Genomic DNA, 20976 nt, shown 5'->3' with positions numbered 1-20976 from the left:
TGGTCTATTTCTTGAAGCCGAGCCGCTTCATCGCCTCGCCCAGCGGCTGGCGTGTGGTCCAGTAGTCGGCCCAGGGGTCTTCGGACTGGAACGACAGGTGCTCGCGTGCGGTGGCAACGGTCCAGTGCGCGCCGCTTTTCAGGCTGCCCAGGTCGTCCCAGCTCACCGGCATCGACACGCCCATGCCGGGCCGCGCGCGGGCCGAGTAGGCCGCCACCGTGGTCGCGCCCACGCCGTTGCGCAGGTAGTCGGCAAAGAGCTTGCCGACGCGGTTCGACGGCCCGCTCTTGGCCACGAACTTCGACGGGATCACGTGCGCCATGTGCTGCACGATGGCGCGCGAGAAGGCCTTCACCGTGTCGTTGTCGTAATGCATGCGAAGCGGCACGACCACGTGCAGGCCCTTGCCGCCGCTGGTCTTGAGCCATGACGCCAGCCCCAGTTCGCTGAGCATCGTGCGCATCAGCAGCGCGCCTTCCTGCACATGCGCCCACGGCGTGCCTTCGCCGGGGTCGAGGTCGAAGATCATGCGGTTGGGCCGGTCGAAGTGCGTCGAGGTTGCGTTCGATGTGTGGAACTCGATCACGTTGAACTGCGCGGCGTTCAGCAGGGCTTCGCGCGTGCCGACCTCGAGCATCGACGGGTGGCCGGGCCACAGGGCCGGGTCGAGCTGCTTCACGCCGGCGATGTTGACCTTCTCGGCGTGCTTCTGGAAGAAGATCTCGCCGCCCACGCCTTGAGGCCCGCGCACCAGCGCGCACGGGCGGCCTTTCAGGTGCGGCAGCATGTGCTCGGCCACCGATTCGTAGTAGCGCACGAGGTCGAGCTTGGTGCGGCCCGACGCCGCATCGATCACGCGGTCCCCGTGGCTCACCGTGACGCCGCCGACGGTGGATGCGGCTTTCTTCGAGGATGTCTTCATGGCCTTCTTTGTCTTGGCACCCGAGACGGGTGCGATGTCGCGGGGTTCCTCATGCACGATCTCCGACGCGGGCTTGTCGTCGCGCATCGCCACGAACGACGCGTGACGGATCTGCCCGTCGGGCGTCCATGCGGCAAAGCGCACCTCGGCCACGAGCGTCGGCTTCACCCAGTGCCGCGTGCCGCCCGGCCGGCGGCGGCCGGGCTTGGCTTCGCCGCCGGTGAACGGCGCGCTGTCGGTGTCGAGTGCGGCGAGCTGGCGGCGGATGTCGCGCGCTTCGCGGTCGTTCCAGCCCGTGCCGACACCGCCGACCGACACCAGGTCGCCGTTCTTCGCGTGCACGCCCAGCATCAGGCTGCCGATGCGCGTCGGGCTGTCGGTGCGCAGCGTGTAGCCGCACACCACGAACTCCTGGCGCCGGATGCACTTGAGCTTGAGCCAGGTGTCGCTGCGGCGCGAAACATAGGGCGCATCGGCGCGCTTGGCGATCACGCCCTCGAGGTTCATCTGGCAGGCCGATTGCAGGATCGAGTCGATGTCGGCCTCGAAGTCGGCGCTGAAACGCAGGCGGCGCGTGGCGCGTGCGTCCATCAGCTGCTTCAGCAGCCGGCGGCGCTCGGCCAGCGGCACCTGGCGCAGGTCGAAGCCCGCGAAGAAGGGCACGTCGAACAGGAACATCACGATCGGGTCGGCGCGTTCGCGGTCGAGCGCGTTCTGCAGCGCGTTGAAGTCGGGCGTGCCTTCCTTGTCGAGCACGACGATCTCGCCGTCGAGCCAGGCGTTGTCCAGGCCCAGGCGCTCCAGCTCGGCCACCAGCGGCGGCAGCTTGGCGCTCCAGTCGTGGCCGCCGCGCGTGAGCAGGCGCGCCTTGCCGTCTTCGATGCGCGCCATGACGCGGTAGCCGTCGAACTTGATCTCGTAGATCCAGTCGCCGGGCGCGCCTTCGGGCACGCCGCTGGCCAGCGTTGCGAGCTGCGGCGAGAGCGTGGCGGGCAGGCGCGCCTTCACCGCGCCTGTTGCAGGCGCGCCCGACGCGGCCTTGGCGCTCGCCTTCGTCTGCTTGCTGGTTTTCGCCGTGGTGCGCGAAGTGCGCCGGGCCGCCGGCGCACCGCCCACGCTGTCGGGCAGCGCCGACACCACGTCGTACGCCGCATGCGAGCGCGCGAAGTCGTCGCGCTTCTTGAACAGCAGCCAGGGCTCCTGCCGCTCGCCGCCCCGGGCGATCTTGATGAGTTCCCACAGGCCTTCGAGCTTTTCGCCGTGCAGCCGGAACGCGAGCTTGCCCGCGGCCAGGCCCTTGCGCGGATCGCCCACGGGCTCCCAGGTGCCGCGGTCCCACACGATGACCTCGCCCGCGCCGTAGTGGCCTTCGGGAATGGTGCCTTCGAAGCCGGCATACGACAGCGGATGGTCTTCCACGTGCACGGCCATGCGCTTTTGCGCCGGGTCGAGGCTCGGCCCCTTGGGCACGGCCCACGACACCAGCACGCCGTCGAGTTCGAGCCGGAAGTCGTAGTGCAGCCGGCGCGCCGCATGCTTCTGGATCACGAAGGCCGGTGCGTGAGGCTGCGGCTTGCCGCCCTCGGCGGGTTCGGTGGTGGCGGTGAAGTCGCGCTTCGCCCGGTAGGTCGCCAGGGGCGCGGACGTGGATGTGTCGTTGGAACGGGCCATGCCCTCGGTTGTGCCCGCTCTGGCGCCGTGACGCAGCGGCCAAGTGTCCGGTCTTCGTGTGGGCCAAGGCCGGGTGGGCCGTCCCGCATGGGCTTGCAAGAGGCGGAAATTTCCTACACCACGATGCAGCCGCTGCCGATGCGGGCGCCCCTGCGGCGGCGGGACACCGGGGCATCACAACGACGACAGGACATCGCCCATGAACTCAACCCACGCCAAGCGACAGGCCCGCCGCGACGACCACGACAACGCACGCCTTTTCCGTTATGGCGTGGGGGTGGCGTTGCTGGTGTTCCTGGGCGCACTGCTGTATTTCTACGCGGTCGACAAGCGCGGCGAAGCGCCCTCGATCGACGCCACGCCGCTTGCGGCGCAGACCGTGCCGCAGACGGCACCGGCCCCCACCGCACCGGCTGCTGAAACGCCGCCCCCACGCAGCACGCCGTGAGCGTTGCCCATGGCCCGCCGTCCCCGCTGGCGGTGGAAACGGCACGGGGCGCGACGGCTCTGCTCATCGTCGACATGATCAGCTGCTGGGACTTTCCCGACGCCGGCAAGCTGCTGCCCGCCGCCGCGGCCATCGCGCCGCGCATCGCCTCGCTCGCGCGGCGCTGCAAGGCGCGCGGCGTGCCGGTGATCTACGCCAATGACAACCGGGGCCGCTGGCGCTCCGACTTCGCAGCGCTGGCCGAACTCTCGCTGGCCTGCGGCGGTGCCGGGGCCGCCGTCACCGCCGGGCTGCTGCCGGCCCACGACGATTACTTCGTGCTCAAGCCGCAGCAGTCGGCTTTCGTGGGCACGCCGCTCGAACAGCTGCTGGGCGTGTTGCAGGTGCGCCGGCTGGTCGTCACCGGTGTGGCGAGCGACCAGTGCGTGCTGGCCACCGCGCTCGACGCGCGCATGCGCGGGCTCGAGGTGGTGGTGCCGCGGGACTGCAGCGGCACGCAGACCGCGCGGCGCCATGCGCTGTTCCTGGCGCAGTGCCACGACGCGTTCGGCATCGCGACCACGCCGGGTGCGCGCCTTCGCCTGCCGGGACGGCGATGACGCCGGGCGCGCACCCGCGCGCCAGACAGGTCCCACGCGCAGGCGCTGTGCCCTCCGACCGGCACGCCGCGCGATCGGCGGAACATGAAGACACTGCAGCCGCCAACCCGGAGGAGGCAGCCATGTGAGCCCGTGTGCATCGCACCAAGGAGACCCCATGACTTCGAAGCAGACCCCCGACCCGAAGCCGGCGAGCCCGGACAGCAACCCGCCGGAGAAGTTTCCGTTTCCCACGTCCGAGAACCACGGCAAGCCACCGGCCGACGCCGCCAAGCCCACGCCCCAACCCTCCAGCGAAGAAGCGCTCGACAGCGGCGTGGAAGAGTCGTTCCCGGCCAGCGACCCGGTGTCGGTGACCGTCACGAAGGTCAAGCTGCCTTCGGACGACGCGGACAACGACAAGGGCAAGAAGGGCGACGCCTGAGGCCCCGATGGACCTGCGCCTGAACACCGTCATGGCCCACGCGTCCGCCATGCGATCAACGCCGCGCCGCGTCGTCACCTGGGACGTGAGTCTGAAGGGCTACTGCAGCGAACACGAGCACGCCACGCGCGCCAACTTTGCACAGCGCCTGGCGGCGCTCCAGGGCTGGGAGTTCGCGGGCGCGTACGACGCCGCCCAGCCGCACTCCGCGCCGCTTTATTTCGTGCCGAGCGACACGCTTACCGATCCGCACCAGGCGCGCGCCATGGGCATCGCCGGCGTGGACGACCTCTTCGGCGGCGTGGTGCCGCATGCCTTTGTCGCCACCAAGGCGATCACCCATCCGCTCGTCGGCACCGACGCCGTGCGGCCCCTGGGCTGGTCGGCGCGGCTTGCGGTGGAGATTGCCGACGCCGCCTTGCCCGGCTTCACCTGCTTCAGCCTCGACGAGGCGCGCGTCGCCGGCCGTGCGCTGCTCGACATCGGCCGCGCGCGCCTGAAATCCGTGACCGCCACGGGCGGGCGAGGGCAGCAGGTGGTCGACAGCATCGATGCGCTCGAGCGCGGCCTCGACGCGATGGACGACCGCGAGATCGCCGCCCACGGGCTCGTGCTCGAAACCAACCTCGAGCAGCCGAACACCTGCAGCGTCGGGCAGCTCATCGTGGCGCAGCGCGTCGTGAGCTACTGCGGCGCGCAGCGCCTCACGCGCGACAACACCGGCGAAGAGGTCTACGGCGGCTCCGACCTGCTGCTCGTGCGCGGCGACTTCGATGCGCTGCTGGCCGCCGTCGATCCACCGCCGCCGCTGCGCCGCGCGATCGAGCAGGCGCGCCGCTACCACCGCGCGGTGATCGATTGCTACCCCGGCTTCTTCGCCTCGCGCGTGAACTACGACGTGGCGCAGGGACTCGACGGCCGCGGCGACTGGCGCTCGGGCGTGCTGGAGCAGTCGTGGCGCGTGGGCGGCGCCACGGGCGCGGAGATCGCGGCGCTCGAAGCCTTCCATCGGGACCCGGCCTGCCAGCGCGTGCACGCGTCCTGCTTCGAGGCGTACGGCACGGCCTCCGTGCCGGCGAACGCCATCATCACTTACCAGGGCAACGACCCCGAGACCGGGCCGCTGTGCAAATACACCGTGTTGAACACGACAACCCCCACGCATGCCGACACGCCATAGTTCCATCGACATTCCCGTCAACGGCCATCACATCGAAGGCACGCTGTTCGCCGCTTCCAGCATGGTGCCGGGCGTGCTGCTCGTGCACGGCTGGGACGGCAGCCAGGAGCAGTACCTCAAGCGCGCGCACGAGATCGCTGCGCTCGGCTGCGTCTGCCTGACCTTCGACCTGCGCGGCCATGCGCGCCATGAAGGGCTGCGCCAGCAGGTGACGCGCGAAGACAACCTGCGCGACGTACTTGCCGCCTACGACGCGCTGGTGGGCCACCCGACCGTCGACCCCGCGGCCGTGGCCATCGTCGGCAGCAGCTACGGCGGCTACCTGGCCGCGCTCGTGAGCGCGATGCGGCCCGTGCGCTGGCTCGCACTCCGCGCGCCCGCGTTGTACCGCGACGGCGAGTGGGACACGCCCAAGGGCCTGCTGAGCCGCTCCGACCTCGTGGCCTACCGCCGCACGCTCGTCGGGCCCGAGGACAACCGCGCACTCAAGGCCTGCGCGGCCTTCACCGGCGACGTGCTCATCGTCGAGTCGGAAGACGACCAGACCGTGCCGCACCCCGTGATCGAGAACTACCTCGCCGCCTTCAAGCGCGTGCGCTCGGCCACGTACCGCAAGCTCGCCGGCGCCGACCACGCGCTGTCGCGCCTGGAATCGCGCCAGGCCTACGGCGCGCTGCTCGTGTCGTGGATCACCGAGATGACGCTCGGCGCCAAGGCGACCTCGACGCTCACCAAGCCGGTGTCGAGCAGCACGGCCTGAGGCGCGCAGGCGCTGTAGGCCGGCTCCTTCCACAACACGGGCGCAAATCCATCACCACGGGCGGTGGCGCGCGCGCCGAATCCGGAGCCTATGGTGACGGAGACAAAGAGATGGACTTCGAAGGCATCTACTGCTTCGATACGGCCACGGTGCGTTTCGCCGTGTACCCCGACGGTCCCGATGGTGCGCGCGTGCTGGCGCAAATTTCGGAAGACGTGCTGCACGATGCGCTCGGCGCGCAGGAAATCGGCGAGCACACATTGCGTGCCTGCAAAAGGCATTTCGACGTGATCGCGGCGGCGGCCGTGGCGCGCTTTCGGGCCGATCCGCGCGGGCCCATCATGCTGGCCTGCGGCGACTTTCCGCGCATGAACGGATGGCGTTGAAGCGCGGCTGCGATGCGAAAGTGCACAGGGCGTGCCGCGCGTTGTCGCGAGAAAGTTCTCGCCTGCTCGCAGGTGTGATATTGGTTACAAACGCAACGCGTTCGGGTCGCATTTTCGGGGCTGCAACGCCCTAGACTGCGGCTCGTTTTGTGAGGAGCTTTGCCATGCCCATGGACTTTCTGGAGCGCATCGAAGATGCGTCGTTTCCGATGGCGGTCCGCGACGAAGCCGACATCCATTGCGCGACCGTGCTGGTCGCCGCCCATCTCATCGAAGCCGTCCTGCCCCCGGCCGCCAGCGGCACGGGCCGGCGCGTCGCCGTGGTCCTGCTCATCACGCCGCAAGGGCGCGCGGCGCTGCGCCTGCGAAGGGATGAACTGCAGACCTGAGCAGAGGGAGTGGTTGTGCGCGGGTCGGCATACTCCGGCCTTCCAACCAAGGAGCGCGCATGACGATCGCAGGAACGTTTCATCTCGAGCCCGCCGCTGAGTTCATCCCCATTCAAGGACTCCCCCGGGCGATGCTCTACCGCTTCTCCAACACAGGGACCGACGTGCTCCACGTCAACGACATCCCCGTGCCGGCGGGCAACAGCCTCGATCTCTGGTCGGTCAACTTCAGGCTGTGGAGTCCCGGTGGCAGCGTGGGCACCAAAGGCAGCTTTGAGTTGCTCGCCGCGAACTAGTGTCACGCGGGAAAGACCACCCGGACTGACGTTAGAATCCGCGCCTGCCGCGGGTGTAGCTCAATGGCAGAGCTGTTGCTTCCCAAGCAACTGACGAGGGTTCGATTCCCTTCACCCGCTCCAGTTAACGTTCCAAGGCGTTCCTAAGGAATCCAAAAATCTCTTGAAAATCAAGGGGTTACGGATAAATGAAGTCCAAGGGAAGCCTGCGCGATCCAACTGAAGCCAACGCCTCCACGGGGCACAGCACGGGGAACATCGGTATATTTGGGTCAAACCCAAAACCTTGTTCCCCTATGCTCACAGAAGTTGCCTGTAAAAACGCCTCGTGCCCCTCTGACAAGAAGCGCGCGCGCTTCAGTGACGGCGGCAATCTCTACCTGGAAGTCGCATCCAACGATTCCAAGCGCTGGTTCTGGAAGTACACGGTTGGCGGCAAGGAGAAGCGTCTCGCGATTGGCAGTTACCCCGCGGTCAAGCTCAAAGAAGCTCGAGCGGCTCGTGATGAAGCGCGCAAAGTGCTGCAAACCGGCGCTGACCCCACCCAGCGCCGTCGGCTAGACAAGGCAAAGGTTCGCGCAACCGCGGTGACAACCTACGAGAAGGTTGCCCGTGAATTTCACGCGCTCAAGCAGCGAGAGTGGAGTGACGCGCACGGCACCAAATGGTTGCGGCTGCAAGAGAGCAATCTTTTTCCCTGGATTGGGGGATTGCCTTTGGGCGAGATCACCGAAAACGTCTTGTTGGAGCCGCTGCGCCGAGTGGAGGGGAAGGGGCTGAATGAGACGGCGGTTTCCCTACGCCAGTAAGCGGGGCAAGTCTTTCGTTATGGCATTGCCACGGGGCGCTGTGAAGACGACCCGGCCACCAAGCTGCGGGGGGGCTTTAGGGTCTGTGATCGTGAAAAACATGGCTGCCGTGCTTGACCCCCGGAAGGCGGGTGACCTGATGCGCGCGATCGACGACTATCGCGGATTGCCCGCAACAAGAGAGGCGTTGCTCTTGTCTGCTTTGCTTTTTCAGCGGCCTGGCAACATCCGCGCGATGGAATGGAGTTGGGTCGACTTCGATGGCAGCCAAGTCGTCATACCGGCAGCTTCGATGAAGAGGACGAAGCAAGCAAAGCTCAACGGCGAGCCTCGTCTTGTTCCTCTTGCGCCTCAAGCGGTTGCTTCGTTGAAGCGCATGAAAGTCCTGACAGGGCATGGCCGCTATGTTTTTCCCAGCTTGCTTACCGGTGAGAGGCCGATGTCGGACAACACGGTCAACACCGCGCTGCGACGGATGGGATTCGATAACACAGAGATGACAGCGCATGGTTTTCGCGCGATGGCGAGAACGATCATGGTTGATCAGCTCCGCGTCAATCCTGAGGTGATTGAAGAGCAACTGGCGCACGGAAAAAGTGGGCCTTTGGGAACCGCATACAACCGGACCCAGTTGAAGGAGCAGCGCCGCGAAATGATGCTGCTGTGGGCGAATTACTTGGATCAACTCCGCTTGTCCAAGCCTATGCCATGACGAGCGAGCCGAGGCCCGTGAGAGTGTCGCCTTGCGCACCCAAGCCGCCGACGCCGCTGATGCCACTGCACAAGACGCGCAACTCTTATTGAGGTCATTGCCCTCGCCTTGCATGCGGTGTCGTCCCACGCCGGGTTGAGACTGCAGCCCCAAACATCAAAGCCATGTCCTCTACTCCTACACAGATCAGCGCCCGCATCGCCGCCCCGGTGGAATTCCGCGCTGGCGATGGTCCGCTGCTTACGATCCCCGAAGGCCCCTGCCAAGTCATCGTCGAAGGAGGCAGCGCCGTGCTGACCTGGACCGAAGAGGGCCAGCCGCTGAGCGCCGCCATCCCCAAGATCGAATTCGATCGATTCGTCGTCTCGGACGCGATCATTCTCGGCACGAGCTGAGCAGGGCAGCGTTTCGAGACAGGCATGCCGCGCCGCCAGAGCGTTGTGTCGGCAACGGCATGAGTCCGCCGCCTTAGCGTGCGCAGGAGGTTCCCAGTTGACCGCACTGCCGAGGCCCAAGACATTTGCTCAATCTACCCTCGAGCAACAATGAATTTCGGACAGCGATCCAAGTAGTCTTTGCGGGCTACACACTTGCTGGTGAACGTCTGACACCCGCCCTCGGGCAGTTGCATCTCTTTCGAGTTCTCGGTCGCAGGAGCAATGCGAGCAAGAGTTGGTCTCCGACAAGAAATGCCGAAGTCGGTGGCTGCATCCCCGACGCAGGCAATCGCTGCATAGCCGCCCCTCGTGCATGCCCGCTCAGATCACGCCGAGCTTCAACATCGCCGTTCGCTGCCGTGCGTAGGCAACGTACACCGGAGATTCGCCTGTCGCGGCAAGCGAGTTCGTGGCCACGGTCGTCGTAACCTTGCCGTCCGTGGCGTGTCTCATGACGTCAAGGCCGGCGAGGGCAATCCCGGGCTCGAAGCTTGCATGAAGCCGGGCACACTGGTGCAACCGGTGTCTGTCTTCTTTCATTTCACGGGTCTCTCTTCATGCCTTCCTTTTCATTTCCTCGCGGCGCTTTGTCCTCCGTTGCGTTGCTGACCCTGGCGCTGAACGCCGGCGCACAGAAGTCGCTGCATCAGCAAGTCGGGCCCATCGTCAACGGCATGTACCCATCGCTCGACGCGCTCTACAAGGACCTGCACGCCAATCCGGAGATCGCTTTCCAGGAAGTGCGCACGGCCGCGAAGCTGGCTGGTGAAATGCGCCAACTCGGTTTCGACGTCACCGAGAAGATCGGCGGCACGGGCGTCGTGGCGATCTACAAGAACGGTGCAGGGCCGACGGTGCTGGTGCGCACCGAACTCGATGCGTTACCCATGGAGGAGAAAACCGGCTTGCCGTACGCGAGCAAGGCCAAGACGCAATCGAACGGTCGCGAAACTTTCGTGGCTCACAGCTGCGGTCACGACATCCACATGGCGAGCTGGGTCGGCACCGCGCGCACGCTACTCGCGATGAAAGACCAGTGGAAAGGCACGCTGATGTTCGTGGCGCAGCCCGCCGAAGAAACCGTCTCGGGCGCCAAGGCGATGCTCGCCGACGGTCTGTTCAAGCGTTTTCCCAAACCCGACTTCGCGTTCGCGCTGCACACCTCGCCGTCGCCCTATGGATTCATTGGCTACAAGGTGGGCGCGATCAGTTCCAATTCCGACTCGCTCGAGATCACCTTCAAGGGCCGTGGCGGTCATGGGTCGGCACCAGACAAGACCATCGACCCGATCGCGATCGCCGCACGTTTCATTACTGACGTGCAGACCGTGGTGAGCCGCGAAAAGGATCCAGCCGAGTTCGGCGTGATCACCATCGGCGCCATTCAGGCCGGCACCGTGGGGAACATCATTCCCGACGCGGCGGTGCTGCGCGGCACCATCCGCAGCTACCAGCCGGAAGTGCGCGAGAAGTTGCTGGCCGGCGTTCGCCGCACAGCCAACGCGGCTGCGATGATGGGCGGTGCGCCCGAGCCGGTGGTCGAACTCGTACCGGGCGGCGCCGCAGTGGTCAACGACGAAGCGGTGGTCAATCGAACGGCGGCGGCGCTCAAGATGGCGTTTGGCGATCCGAAGGTGGTGCAGGTGCGCCCCATCACCGCGAGCGAGGATTTTTCCGAGTTCGTCAATGCGGGTGTTCCGTCGATGATGTTCTTCGTCGGCGTGCTTTCTCCCGAGGATGTGACGGCGTCGCTCAAGCCCGGCGGCAAGCCTCTGGCCTTCAATCACTCGCCTTTCTTCGCACCGGTGCCGGAGCCCTCGATCAAGACGAGTGTGGAGGCCATGAGCTTGGCCGTGCTCACCGCTATGGCACCCAAGTAGCCCGTGCTGCGCTGCGGTCTTCGACACGGGCCGCATTCTTCCGACGCCATCCGGCTCACGCACGGCTGCGGCGCGGGTGCTTTTGTCATCTCGGAAATCAGTCGCTGGGTGCGATGCCCGGCCGGACTGCTTCGCTCGCAAACCGCCGGGTTATAGATCGGCGGGATTCAGCTCAATCTCTCTTGCCACTGCCACCGTTCCCGAACGCCTTGGGCGGCTACGTTCGGCTCGACGAGGAAGGCGAGGCCATCGCAATGGGTGACAGCACCTTGCGTGCTCACTCAGCGAGCGGTCGCAGAAGGCTCTCGATTCCGACCATTGAGAAGATCTCCCGAATGATTCGCTTGAGCGGTGTCATCCCTTGAGATGAGAGAAAGCGCTGGTTGGGTGGATCTCGGTGCCAGCGGCAACGCTAAGCGCCCGGTCCCTTTTCCACCACCACGTCCTTGGCGTGAATCCCGGCCGCGCACTCTGAGCAAACAACAACAGGATCAAACAAGTGGCCGCAGCCCGTGTGCCGGTGCAGCAGGGGTCTGCCAGCCTTGCCGGCCATGTGGACGTCGCCCCAATGCACGATCGCCATGATGATCGGATACAGGTCCATGCCCTTGGAAGTCAGCCGGTACTCATATCGAACCGGCGACTCTTGATAGGCCAACTTCTTGAGGGCGCCGACCTCCACGAGCTTGGCAAGGCGGTCCGCCAGCATGGGTCGTGAGATCTTGAGTCGCTGCTGAAACTCCTCGAAGCGGCGTACGCCAAGAAAACAGTCGCGCAGCACGAGCAGCGTCCATCGGTCGCCGATCACGGAGACGGTGCGTGCGACGGAACAGCGTTCCTGCTCAAGGTCATTCCACTTCATTTTCGCAATTCTACGTTGACGAGTTCATTTTTCAAACTTATGATTTTGCCAGTTCAAAAAATGAACTAAGGAGACAAGGAAACATGCAGACCTCTTCAGCCGATCTCGAGGCTCGGATCGCCACGCTCCCAGAGCGTATGTCGCACGTCATTCGGCCCTGGGTGCATCGTTCGCCCGATGCGCTCGCGTTGTCCGAGGGTGCGCGCCTCATGACATATCGGCAGTTGGCCCAGGCCATCCAGAGTGCGGGGCAATGGCTCAATCGACGCGGTGTTCGCCCGGGCGACCGCGTCATGCTGATCGGTGAGAACTCCATCGCATTGGCCGTCCTGGCGCTCGCGATCGGCGACATCGATGCCTGGCCGCTGGTGGTCAACGCGCGGATCAGCGAGCGGGAGGTTTCCGCGATCTGCGCACACAGCGGCGCTCGACTGGTAATTGCAACAAGTGCGGTCTCGCCCGACGCAGCTCGACATGCCCAGCGAATGAGCGCGGCCATCCATGAGATTCCTGGCGTCGGTGAAGTGGCGGTGACCGAAGCGGACCCCGGCGCCACAAGCGAGCCTGTCAGCGCCGAAGGTGCCCGTCAGGTCGGGGCACTCATCTACACCTCGGGGACGACCGGCACCCCCAAGGGCGTCATGCTCAGTCATCGCAGCGTGATGTTCACTGCGGTGATCGGCGGCGTGTTGCGCGGGTTCGGGCCCGATGATTTTGTCTACGGGGTGCTGCCGATGTCCCACATCGTCGGCTTCTCGTCCGTGCTCATCGGCACGCTGATGTTCGGCGCACGTCTGGAACTCGTGCCTCGCTTCGACGCCCAGGCTGCCTTGCGCGCATTGAGCAGCGAGGGCATCACGCGGTTCCAGGGCGTTCCGACGTTGTTCCAGCGTCTGCTGGAGGTCTCGGGCGGTGCGATTTCCTGTCCCGCACTTCGCGGTATAGGCGTGGCGGGCGCGCCGCTGGACCTGACCCTCAAGACCGCGGTGGAGTCGGCCTTCGGGCTGCCCCTGCAAAACGGCTACGGCATCACCGAGTGCGCACCGACCATCGCGTTCACGCGTGTCGACGATCCGCGCGACGACACCACGGTCGGTCCACCCATTCCCGGGATCGAGGTGCGCCTCAAAGGCACGACAGGCGAGTTGGCTGCGCCAGGCGAAGTCGGGGAACTGCACGTGCGCGGGCCGAACGTGATGCTCGGCTACTACAAGGCACCCGAGCTCACGGCGCAGGTCGTCGATTCACAGGGGTGGTTCAACACCGGTGACCTGGCACGGCTGGACGGACCCTATCTGCACATCGTCGGACGCACCAAGGAGTTGATCATCCGGTCGGGCTTCAATGTCTATCCCCCTGAAGTCGAGGCTGTCCTGGCGGCTCATCCGGCCGTGGCCAGTTGCGCCGTGGTCGGCAGACCTGTACCGGGCAACGAAGAGGTCGTGGCTTTCGTTCAGCTCAAGCCCGGCGTCGAAGCCACCTCAGAAGAAATCGGACAGTTCGCAGCCCAGCACCTGGCGCCTTACAAGCGGCCGATGGAGGTCTTCATCAGGGCCTCGTTGCCGGCGACATCCGCTGGAAAGATCCTCAAGCACGAGCTCGCCAGGCAAGCGTCGGCAGACGCCTCCTGAATTCACGGAGCGCCGCCGCGACCGGCACGGCGCAATTCCGAAAGCACTCATCCCCTCACATCAGAAGGAAAACCCATGACAGACAAGAAAGCCATCCTGGTCATTGGCGCAGGAGACGCCACCGGCGGGGCGATCGCCCAACGCTTCGCACGCGAAGGCTATGTGGCCTGCATGACCCGGCGCAGCGCCGACAAGCTCCAGCCCCTTGTCGACCAGATCCGGGCCGACGGCGGAGAGGCGCACGGCTTCAGCTCCGATGCGCGCAAGGAAGAGGAGATGGTGGCGCTGTTCCAGAAGATCGAGACCGAGATAGCGCCCATTGAAGCGGCCGTCTTCAACATCGGTGCCAACGTGCGGTTCGGGATCACGGAGACCACGGCGCGGGTGTATTACAAGGTCTGGGAGATGGCTTGTTTCGGCGGCTTCCTGATGGGGCGAGAAGCCGCCAAGGTCATGCTGCCCCGCGGCCGCGGCACCATCATCTTCACCGGCGCCACCGCCAGCCTGCGGGGCCGGGATGGCTTCGCCGCCTTCGCCGGCGCCAAGCATGGCCTGCGCGCCCTGGCGCAAAGCATGGCCCGCGAGCTCTGGCCGAAGGGAATCCATGTCGCCCATCCGATCATCGACGGCGCCATCGACACCGAATTCATCCGCACCAACTTCCCTGAACGCTACGCCACCAAGGACCAGGGCGGCATCGTCGATCCGGCGCGCATCGCGGATCTGTACTGGCATTTGCACATGCAGCCGCGTGATGCGTGGACGCACGAGACTGAAATCCGTCCGTGGATGGAGCCGTGGTGACGCGGTGCGCGCCACCCGAGACATTGAAGGAAAGCAAATCCAAGCCATGAACCTGATCACCGTCCAATTCCTGTTCGACTTCGGAAGCCCCAACGCCTATCTGAGCCACAAGGTCATTCCCCAGATCGAGGCCAGGAGCACCGCCAAGTTCGAATACATCCCGATCCTGCTGGGGGGGCTGTTCAAGTTGAGCAACAACCGCTCACCCGCAGAAACCAATGCGCAGATTCCGGCCAAGCGCGCCTATGACCTGCTCGAGCTCGATCGCTTCGTCAACAAGCACGGGCTGACCGCGTACAGACGCAATCCGCATTTTCCGATCAATACCCTGCAGATCATGCGCGGGGCCGTTGCAGCCCAGTCCTTGGGCTGCTTCAAGCCCTACGTCGACGCTGTGTTCGCCAGCATGTGGGAGCGCGAGAAGAAGATGGACGAACCAGAGGTCATCGCCGGCGAACTGACCGCCGCCGGTCTTGACGCGTCTGCGCTGATGGCCGCGAGCCAGTCGCCGGACGTCAAGAGCCGGCTGTTGGCCAATACGCAGGATGCACACGCGCGGGGGGCTTTCGGCTCGCCCACCTTCTTCGTCGGAGAGGAAATCTTCTTTGGCAAGGATCGCCTGGACGACGTCGAGGTTGAGATCAATCGCGTGCGCAGCCGCTGAGCCAGATATCGGAAACACCAGAACATGACCAGAACAAGAACCTTCGCCTGTCTGTTGGCGCTCGGCGCAGCATTCGCCCAGCCCGCATCGGCCCAGGAGACCTATCCCGCACGCCCGATCAAGATCGTCATCGGGTTCGCGCCCGGTGGATCGACAGACACGCCGATGCGGGTGCTGGCCGACTCTGTCTCGAGGATCCTCAAGCAGCCGGTCGTCATCGAGAACCGCCCAGGCGCCGGAGGCACCTTGCCGGGGATCGTCATGCAAAGCTCGAGCAAGGACGGGTACACGCTGGGCATTGCCTCGCTGGGGATCTATCGCCTCCCGTATACGACTGACGTGAAATGGAATCCGGCCACGGATCTGACCTACATCATCGGCCTGACCGGTTACTCGTTCGGCATCGTGGTGCCGTCGACTTCACCGATCAAGACGTGGCAGGACTATGTTGCGGCCGCCAAGGCCAGGCCAGGCGAGCTCACCTATGGCACGCCGGGCGTGGCCACGACGAACCATCTCACGATGGAGCAGATCTCCAGGAAGGCCGGGATCAAGCTGAACCACATTCCCTACAAGGGGACCGGGGAAACGATGCAGGCCCTCATGGGCAGCCAGATCGAGTCGGCGGCGGAGACCTCTGCATGGGCGCCATTTGTCAAAGATGGAAAGATGCGCCTGCTTGTGACCTGGGGCAGCAAGCGGATGGAGAGCTTCCCGGATGCTCCGACGCTGCACGAGGTCGGCATTCCATTGACGCAGACATCGCACTGGGGCCTGGTGGGACCCAAAGGGATGGATCCCGCCATCGTGACCAAGCTGCACGACGCCTTCAAACAGGCGATGCACCAGCCCGAGTTCAAGCGGGCCCTGGCGCGCTACGACATGGAACCGGAGTACAGAAGCCCGGCGGATTTCCACAAGTTCGCGATCGACACCATGAAGCAGGAGAAGGAAATTCTCGACCTGCTGGGCCTGAGCAGAAAGTAAGCCGACCATGAAAACACGCATCACAGAACTCTTTGGCGTCCAGCATCCGATCATGCAGGGAGGCATGCACTTCGTCGGCTTGGCGGAGTTGGCCTCGGCCGTATCGAATGCAGGCGGCATCGGCACCCTGACGGCGCTGACCCAACCCACCCCCAGTGATCTGGCCCGAGAGATTGCGCGTTGCCGCGAAATGACCGACAAGCCCTTCGCAGTCAACCTGACCTTCTTGCCCGCCAGCACACCGCCGGACTACCCCGGCTACATCCGAGCCATCCTCGACGGGGGCGTGAGGATCGTGGAGACGGCTGGGAACAACCCCCAAAAATGGTTGCCGATGCTTCACGAAGCGGGCGTCAAGGTGATCCACAAGTGCACCTCCGTGCGCCATGCTCTCAAGGCGCAGGAGATCGGCTGCGATGCGGTGAGCGTCGATGGCTTCGAATGCGGCGGGCATCCGGGTGAAGACGACGTGCCCAATTTCATTCTGCTGCCTCGTGCGGCCGATGAACTGCAGATCCCGTTCCTGGCCTCTGGAGGCATGGCTGATGCCCGTTCGCTGGTCGCGGCCCTGGCATTGGGCGCCGATGGGATCAATATGGGGACGCGCTTTCTGGCAACGGTCGAGGCGCCGGTGCACGCCAACGTCAAGCAGGCGATCCTCGAAGCGTCCGAGTTGGACACGCGACTCGTCATGCGCCCCTTGCGCAACACCGAGCGTGTCTTGAGGAATGCCGGCGTGGATCGGTTGCTGGAGAAAGAGCGCCAGCTTGGCTCCCGGATCACCTTCGAGGACATCGTCTCGGAAGTGGGCGGTGTCTATCCGAAGGTCATGCGTTCGGGCCAGATGGATGCAGGCGCCTGGTCCTGCGGCATGGTGGCCGGACTCATCCGGGATATCCCATCCGTGCAGGATCTCATCTCACAGATCGTTGACGATGCGCACACGCTGATTCGCGGACGGCTTGCAGGGCTTGTCTGAGCCCGGCTTCCTGTACTTCTGAGAGGCTCGCCCGGGGGCTCGTGAGGTGAGCAATGAAATCAGGCGACTGCTTCGATCTTTCGCTCAAAGCGGAGGTCAATAGCTTCGATGCTTATGTCGGTAATCGCTGCGTAGCTGCGCGTTGGGCATGCCCGCTCCAGACTGGTTGCGGTCAGTCGGCGCGGCCCGCCGAATGTCTGCTGTGCGCTGCAATCAAGCCATCTGGCAGCGCATCGATCCGTCTCACGACGGACGGATCTGCGCCGCTCAATCGTCGCTCGCTCAGATTTCCGTCTGCTCCGAGATCTCGGGGGCGTCATCTACCTCGATGCCCAGGTATCTGACGGTCGACTCAAGCTTCGAGTGGCCGAGCAGCAACTGCACCGCCCGGAGATTCCTCGTCCGCCGGTAGATCAGCGTCGCCTTTGTCCGCCGCATCGAGTGCGTTCCGTAGTCGGCTGGATCTAATCCAAGCTCTCTGACCCAGCCACCAAGAATTCGGGCGTACTGCCGGGTGCCGAGGTGCGGCGAGTCATGCATTCGGCTCGGGAACAGGAAGTCGTCCGATCGCAGTCCGGTGCGCTGGATCCACGCCTGCACAGCCTCGCGGGTTCCGGGCGTGAGCTCAAACTGCACCGGACGCTGCGTCTTGTGCTGCATCACCGTGGCCCGTGGTGCAACCTGCTCCCCGTGGCAGACGTCCCTGACCTTCAGGCCAACAAGATCGCAGCCTCGCAGCTTGCTGTCCAGGCCCAAGTTGAAGAGAGCGAGTTCGCGCACTCGGCCCTCCAGTTGCAGCCGCACCCGCAGCGCCCAAATGTCCTTGAGCTTGAAAGGCGCCTTCTGGCCGACGATCTTGCCCTTGTTCCAGGGCGCGCGGCAGGTTGCAGCGTTTGCAGATTCCATGATGGTCTCCCATCGAGTTGAGGGAGCCTGAGCATGCGCGGTCAGGACTGGAACTGTCCTGAATGCCGCGTCCAAGCGGCGCCTGCTCTCCACTGGGTTAGGCATCAGCTTTCGCGGCTATGTTTGACCTACGGCAAGGGGCACAATCGGCCAGGACCAATCATTCGACAGCTTGCTTCAATTCACACGAAGGCACTCCATGGGGCCGTCCGCCCGTGGCGCTAATGCGTAGCGCACCCTTCAGACCTCAGGTTGAACACCCGGCGGTGCCCGGTACACCAACACCTTCAACGACCGCTCGTCGGACACGTCGGGAAAGGTGCTTGGATTCGCCAGTCTTTTCACGAAATCCAGCTCCGGCGCCAGTGCGCTCATTTGCTCTTGCAGGAATTTTGGTCCCAGTTCTGGGGCATTGAGGCATAGCAGGACAAGGCCGTCGGGCTCCAGCAGGTCAGGCAAGCGCTTAATCAGTCGGGCGTAGTCCTTGGTCGCAACGAAACTTCCCTTTTGATAGCTTGGTGGGTCAACGATGACGAGCCCGTAAGGGCCTCCGCGCGCGATTTTTCCCCACGAACTGAAAAGGTCATGAGGGAGGAAGCTCGCGCCGGCGAGCACGCCGTTGGCGCGGTGGTTCTGTTGCCCCACGGCTAGAGCGCCCTTGCTCATGTCCAGGTTGGTGACGTGCCGGGCCCCTGCCTGCAATGCGACCACCGAAAACGCGCAGGTGTAAGCAAACAGGTTGAGCACCTTGACGCGCGACCGGGCGTCTGGGCGCGCCTTCACAAACGCACGAACCCAGCGCCGTCCTTCGGCCATGTCGAGAAACAGCCCGTGGTTCTGGCCCCGGCCCACGTTAACGCGATAGCGAGCGCCCTCCTCGGTGACCCAATGCGGGTCGGGCACCGAACCGCCCATAAGTTGTGTGCTGCTCTGGCCTTCATGCCGGCACTGAAACACCCATTGCAGCGTTTCACCCGGTGCCAACTGTGACCAGCGACGCTCCAGTGCGGCGCCAATTGCAGCCAGTTCGCCGTCGGTCGCAGGCTTGAAGCTGGTCAACACCCAAACCGGCGGGAAAAAGTCGAGCGACAAGTGAGCGCACTCGGGATGAAGCCCACCGCGGCCGTGGAAGATGCGCTGCGCATCCACCGGTGCGGACATTGAAGCGATTGCGTCGAACAGGGGCTGCATAGGCATAGGCTCCCATTCTGACCGGATATCGCGGTGGTCCTGGCCAAGACTTCACAGGGCGAACTGAACCGCCAACGCAGCCGCCGGCTGCAGCAGACCTAGCCGGCTGCGGCACCCTTCAAACAGGCTTCGCTCACATCCTGACCATCACCAATGCGGGTGTGCGGCTACAGTCGGCCAGAACCCGACGCTCACAATCCGGCTCCAGTTCGTTCCACAGCAGTCATACGATCAAGCCCAATATATGCCCGGTGCGAAGGTGATAGTTCAGTTCGTTGCCGCGGAAGTTAGCGGTCGAACGATGCCCGCGTACTTGACCCGAAAGTACAGACCTCACTTTCGCGTCGGCAGTGGAGAGTACTTGGGGGTGGTCTTTTCGGGCGATGAATCCAGCGAGCCGATTCAGCCCGGAATTTGTACAGATGCTGAGGTCGCGTTCATCTATGCACCCGATGTCGACTACGGGGATCTGGTCGTTGGATCACAATTTCAGATCTTAGAAGGTGCGAGGATTGTCGGAATCGGCGTAGTCAGTGAGTTGGTTCCTTGAAGGTCCCATCGCGGCCAATAGCAGACTTCCACCTCGTCCCCTCAATTTCGAACGTCATGAGTAATGCGTGAATTCATCATCGACTGCAGTGAGTTCAACGACGAAGCAGATTTTTGGGCAGCCTACCTGTCGACGACACAACCGGAGGGTGCACAACTCTTTGGCCGCAATTTCGACGCGCTCTGGGATGCACTGAGCGCGGGGGGACCAGGTTGGCCTGGGGAGTGCGTGCTCCGCTTTGTGAACACCGACGTCCTGCGCCGTTGGCAGGACGGCAATTTCTATCGCACGCTGCAAAAAATTGCGCTCGATTCGAAGACCATCGCCATCCATATGGACTAGATTTCAGAGTGCCGCGAAGCATGACGCGTCGCGGCCATAACTAGACCTCCGTCATGACGCCAGAAAATTACCCTGTGGTTGGCAAATTCAAGAACAAAACCGCTGTCGCCATGACGCTGTATCTTGAGATGGTTCCGGAGGAGGTAATCCTTGAGCCTGGCGATGAGGTTGAGCTTCTTGCGCAACCGACGGACAACCTTTTGCCTCTTGATATAGCTCCCGTGGATGGTGGCCTTCAGATACACGCACACAAGGAGGGGGACCCGGATTGGCACGTCAGGTTCAATGGTCACGTGATCAAGGCCGGAAATCCGACACGCCTCTCGGACTACCGCTGAGATCAAGCTGCCACGCGCGCTTCGCGACCGTGACGCAATTGACTACAGTCGGACATAACCGGACCTTCACAAGCAGGTTAGATTGGCATCCATGACACGCTCACGAACACCACTTGAGGCTGCCGCTGGCAAACTCATTGTGGCTATTCAAAAGGAGTGGGGCATCGAAGCTGGAGAGCCAGAGTCGGCCGCGAGCGAAGGGGCAATGCATGCGGCCCACGGCCTGCTGCAGGCCGCTTCGAAATTCGGGTCTATCGAGAGCGTCATCGGCTCGGGCTCCGTAGCGACGTACTTGGGCGAGCAGTGGGTTCAGGCTCATCCACAGGTGCTGCCATACATCGAGGCCCTTGAAGGCGCTCAATGAGCAACCGACGTCAAGCGGCCAAAGGCGGTCGTCTAACATCGACCTTCAATTTCTCCATGCGTCACCCAACATGAATCGACGGGAATTCGATGCACTCGCCCTCAAGGCCACGGATGACGTGTTCGCCTTTGCGCAATTCGCTCAGCAGTCGGAAGACGCCTTCGTCGGCTCAACCGATGCTGTTGGTCTGGAGCGATACCAGCGCGCCTGGTTAGAGGTTGAAATCGTCAACGCGGTGGCGCTGGAAGATTGGGAGAACGAGGGCCGACCGGCGAGCTGGGACGACACATGGCGCGAACTCTACCAGCCCTCAGCCGCCGAGGCCGTCGTAGTGCTCAAGGCCGCCGCTGTTGGCCTAATGGCCAAATAATGGTCCCAAGCCCGCAGTCGGCCAACACCTGACCTTCATGCCTGCCTTCCATTTTGCTAAGAACTGATCGACGGA

General features: G+C 64.0%; 25 protein-coding genes and 1 tRNA gene. 22 read left to right on the top strand and 4 right to left on the bottom strand.

Annotated elements, in window-relative coordinates:
- Positions 1-4: 4 nt before the first annotated feature.
- Entirely contained in the window at positions 5-2593 is a 2589-nt protein-coding gene (ligD, locus tag GFK26_RS27545) for a DNA ligase D (RefSeq protein ID WP_153284754.1), read from the bottom strand.
- A 199-nt stretch (positions 2594-2792) separates the two neighbouring features.
- Here ligD and GFK26_RS27540 point away from each other — a divergent pair, with 199 nt between their 5' ends.
- From GFK26_RS27540 to GFK26_RS27485, 13 genes are all read left to right on the top strand, one after another.
- Entirely contained in the window at positions 2793-3041 is a 249-nt protein-coding gene (locus tag GFK26_RS27540; protein WP_153284753.1) for a hypothetical protein, read from the top strand.
- Positions 3038-3640: a cysteine hydrolase family protein gene (locus GFK26_RS27535; RefSeq protein WP_228121796.1), complete on the top strand. Its 603-nt coding sequence runs from the start codon at positions 3038-3040 to the stop codon at positions 3638-3640. The genes GFK26_RS27540 and GFK26_RS27535 overlap by 4 nt, the downstream gene beginning before the upstream one ends.
- A 157-nt stretch (positions 3641-3797) precedes the next feature.
- The gene (locus tag GFK26_RS27530; protein WP_228121795.1) at positions 3798-4064 is read left to right on the top strand and encodes a hypothetical protein; all 267 of its coding nucleotides are present in this window, start codon (positions 3798-3800) and stop codon (positions 4062-4064) included.
- Between the two features lie 7 nt (positions 4065-4071).
- Positions 4072-5244, top strand: coding sequence for a DUF3182 family protein (locus GFK26_RS27525; protein ID WP_153284752.1), 1173 nt, complete (start codon positions 4072-4074; stop codon positions 5242-5244).
- Positions 5228-6004: an alpha/beta hydrolase family protein gene (locus tag GFK26_RS27520; protein WP_153284751.1), complete on the top strand. Its 777-nt coding sequence runs from the start codon at positions 5228-5230 to the stop codon at positions 6002-6004. Before GFK26_RS27525 ends, GFK26_RS27520 begins: the two co-directional genes overlap by 17 nt.
- Positions 6005-6114: 110 nt before the next feature.
- Positions 6115-6390: a hypothetical protein gene (locus tag GFK26_RS27515; protein WP_153284750.1), complete on the top strand. Its 276-nt coding sequence runs from the start codon at positions 6115-6117 to the stop codon at positions 6388-6390.
- 164 nt (positions 6391-6554) lie between these two features.
- On the top strand, positions 6555-6779 hold the full coding sequence (locus tag GFK26_RS27510; RefSeq protein WP_153284749.1) for a hypothetical protein: 225 nt from the start codon (positions 6555-6557) through the stop codon (positions 6777-6779).
- Positions 6780-6838: 59 nt separating this feature from the next.
- A complete protein-coding gene (locus GFK26_RS27505; protein ID WP_153284748.1) occupies positions 6839-7075 on the top strand; it encodes a hypothetical protein in 237 nt (78 codons plus the stop codon).
- 49 nt (positions 7076-7124) lie between these two features.
- Positions 7125-7198, top strand: a tRNA-Gly gene (locus GFK26_RS27500).
- A gap of 65 nt (positions 7199-7263) precedes the next feature.
- Positions 7264-7884, top strand: coding sequence for an Arm DNA-binding domain-containing protein (locus GFK26_RS34615; RefSeq protein WP_322745822.1), 621 nt, complete (start codon positions 7264-7266; stop codon positions 7882-7884).
- Positions 7885-7984: 100 nt separating this feature from the next.
- Positions 7985-8596 (top strand): site-specific integrase, encoded by a 612-nt coding sequence (locus GFK26_RS34610; RefSeq protein WP_322745821.1) that lies wholly within the window; start codon positions 7985-7987, stop codon positions 8594-8596.
- A gap of 164 nt (positions 8597-8760) precedes the next feature.
- A complete protein-coding gene (locus GFK26_RS27490; protein ID WP_153284747.1) occupies positions 8761-8991 on the top strand; it encodes a hypothetical protein in 231 nt (76 codons plus the stop codon).
- A gap of 599 nt (positions 8992-9590) precedes the next feature.
- Positions 9591-10913: an amidohydrolase gene (locus GFK26_RS27485; RefSeq protein ID WP_153286131.1), complete on the top strand. Its 1323-nt coding sequence runs from the start codon at positions 9591-9593 to the stop codon at positions 10911-10913.
- Between the two features lie 412 nt (positions 10914-11325).
- Here GFK26_RS27485 and GFK26_RS27480 read toward each other — a convergent pair whose 3' ends face one another.
- Positions 11326-11775 (bottom strand): winged helix-turn-helix transcriptional regulator, encoded by a 450-nt coding sequence (locus tag GFK26_RS27480; RefSeq protein ID WP_153284746.1) that lies wholly within the window; start codon positions 11773-11775, stop codon positions 11326-11328.
- An 83-nt stretch (positions 11776-11858) separates the two neighbouring features.
- Here GFK26_RS27480 and GFK26_RS27475 point away from each other — a divergent pair, with 83 nt between their 5' ends.
- The 5 genes from GFK26_RS27475 to GFK26_RS27455 all read left to right on the top strand — a co-directional run bounded on the left by GFK26_RS27475 (position 11859) and on the right by GFK26_RS27455 (position 16840).
- Entirely contained in the window at positions 11859-13406 is a 1548-nt protein-coding gene (locus GFK26_RS27475) for a class I adenylate-forming enzyme family protein (protein WP_153284745.1), read from the top strand.
- A 75-nt stretch (positions 13407-13481) separates the two neighbouring features.
- Positions 13482-14210 carry an SDR family oxidoreductase gene (locus GFK26_RS27470; protein ID WP_153284744.1) on the top strand — a complete coding sequence of 243 codons (729 nt, stop codon included), beginning with the start codon at positions 13482-13484 and terminating at the stop codon, positions 14208-14210.
- 46 nt (positions 14211-14256) lie between these two features.
- A complete protein-coding gene (locus tag GFK26_RS27465) occupies positions 14257-14874 on the top strand; it encodes a 2-hydroxychromene-2-carboxylate isomerase (protein WP_153284743.1) in 618 nt (205 codons plus the stop codon).
- A 24-nt stretch (positions 14875-14898) separates the two neighbouring features.
- Positions 14899-15861 (top strand): Bug family tripartite tricarboxylate transporter substrate binding protein, encoded by a 963-nt coding sequence (locus GFK26_RS27460; protein ID WP_153284742.1) that lies wholly within the window; start codon positions 14899-14901, stop codon positions 15859-15861.
- 7 nt (positions 15862-15868) lie between these two features.
- A complete protein-coding gene (locus GFK26_RS27455) occupies positions 15869-16840 on the top strand; it encodes an NAD(P)H-dependent flavin oxidoreductase (protein ID WP_153284741.1) in 972 nt (323 codons plus the stop codon).
- Positions 16841-17122: 282 nt separating this feature from the next.
- On the opposite strand, the gene GFK26_RS27450 is transcribed toward GFK26_RS27455, so the two are convergent.
- Positions 17123-17746 carry a tyrosine-type recombinase/integrase gene (locus GFK26_RS27450; RefSeq protein WP_153284740.1) on the bottom strand — a complete coding sequence of 208 codons (624 nt, stop codon included), beginning with the start codon at positions 17744-17746 and terminating at the stop codon, positions 17123-17125.
- A gap of 240 nt (positions 17747-17986) precedes the next feature.
- The gene (locus GFK26_RS27445) at positions 17987-18937 is read right to left on the bottom strand and encodes a class I SAM-dependent methyltransferase (RefSeq protein ID WP_153284739.1); all 951 of its coding nucleotides are present in this window, start codon (positions 18935-18937) and stop codon (positions 17987-17989) included.
- Positions 18938-19550: 613 nt separating this feature from the next.
- On the opposite strand from GFK26_RS27445, the gene GFK26_RS27440 reads away from it, so the two are divergent.
- The 4 genes from GFK26_RS27440 to GFK26_RS27425 all read left to right on the top strand — a co-directional run bounded on the left by GFK26_RS27440 (position 19551) and on the right by GFK26_RS27425 (position 20901).
- Entirely contained in the window at positions 19551-19829 is a 279-nt protein-coding gene (locus tag GFK26_RS27440) for a barstar family protein (RefSeq protein WP_153284738.1), read from the top strand.
- A gap of 53 nt (positions 19830-19882) precedes the next feature.
- A complete protein-coding gene (locus tag GFK26_RS27435) occupies positions 19883-20167 on the top strand; it encodes a hypothetical protein (protein WP_153284737.1) in 285 nt (94 codons plus the stop codon).
- A gap of 82 nt (positions 20168-20249) precedes the next feature.
- Complete coding sequence (locus tag GFK26_RS27430) at positions 20250-20531, top strand: hypothetical protein (RefSeq protein WP_416222519.1); 282 nt, start codon at positions 20250-20252, stop codon at positions 20529-20531.
- Between the two features lie 70 nt (positions 20532-20601).
- Positions 20602-20901, top strand: a complete 300-nt coding sequence (locus GFK26_RS27425; RefSeq protein ID WP_153284736.1) for a hypothetical protein — start codon at positions 20602-20604, stop codon at positions 20899-20901.
- The last annotated feature ends 75 nt before the right edge of the window (positions 20902-20976 follow it).

This window comes from Variovorax paradoxus, from assembly GCF_009498455.1.
Lineage (GTDB): Bacteria > Pseudomonadota > Gammaproteobacteria > Burkholderiales > Burkholderiaceae_C > Variovorax > Variovorax paradoxus_H.
The sequence above is the reverse complement of the archived record's forward strand: the minus strand, read 5'-3'. Positions and strand labels throughout refer to the sequence as shown.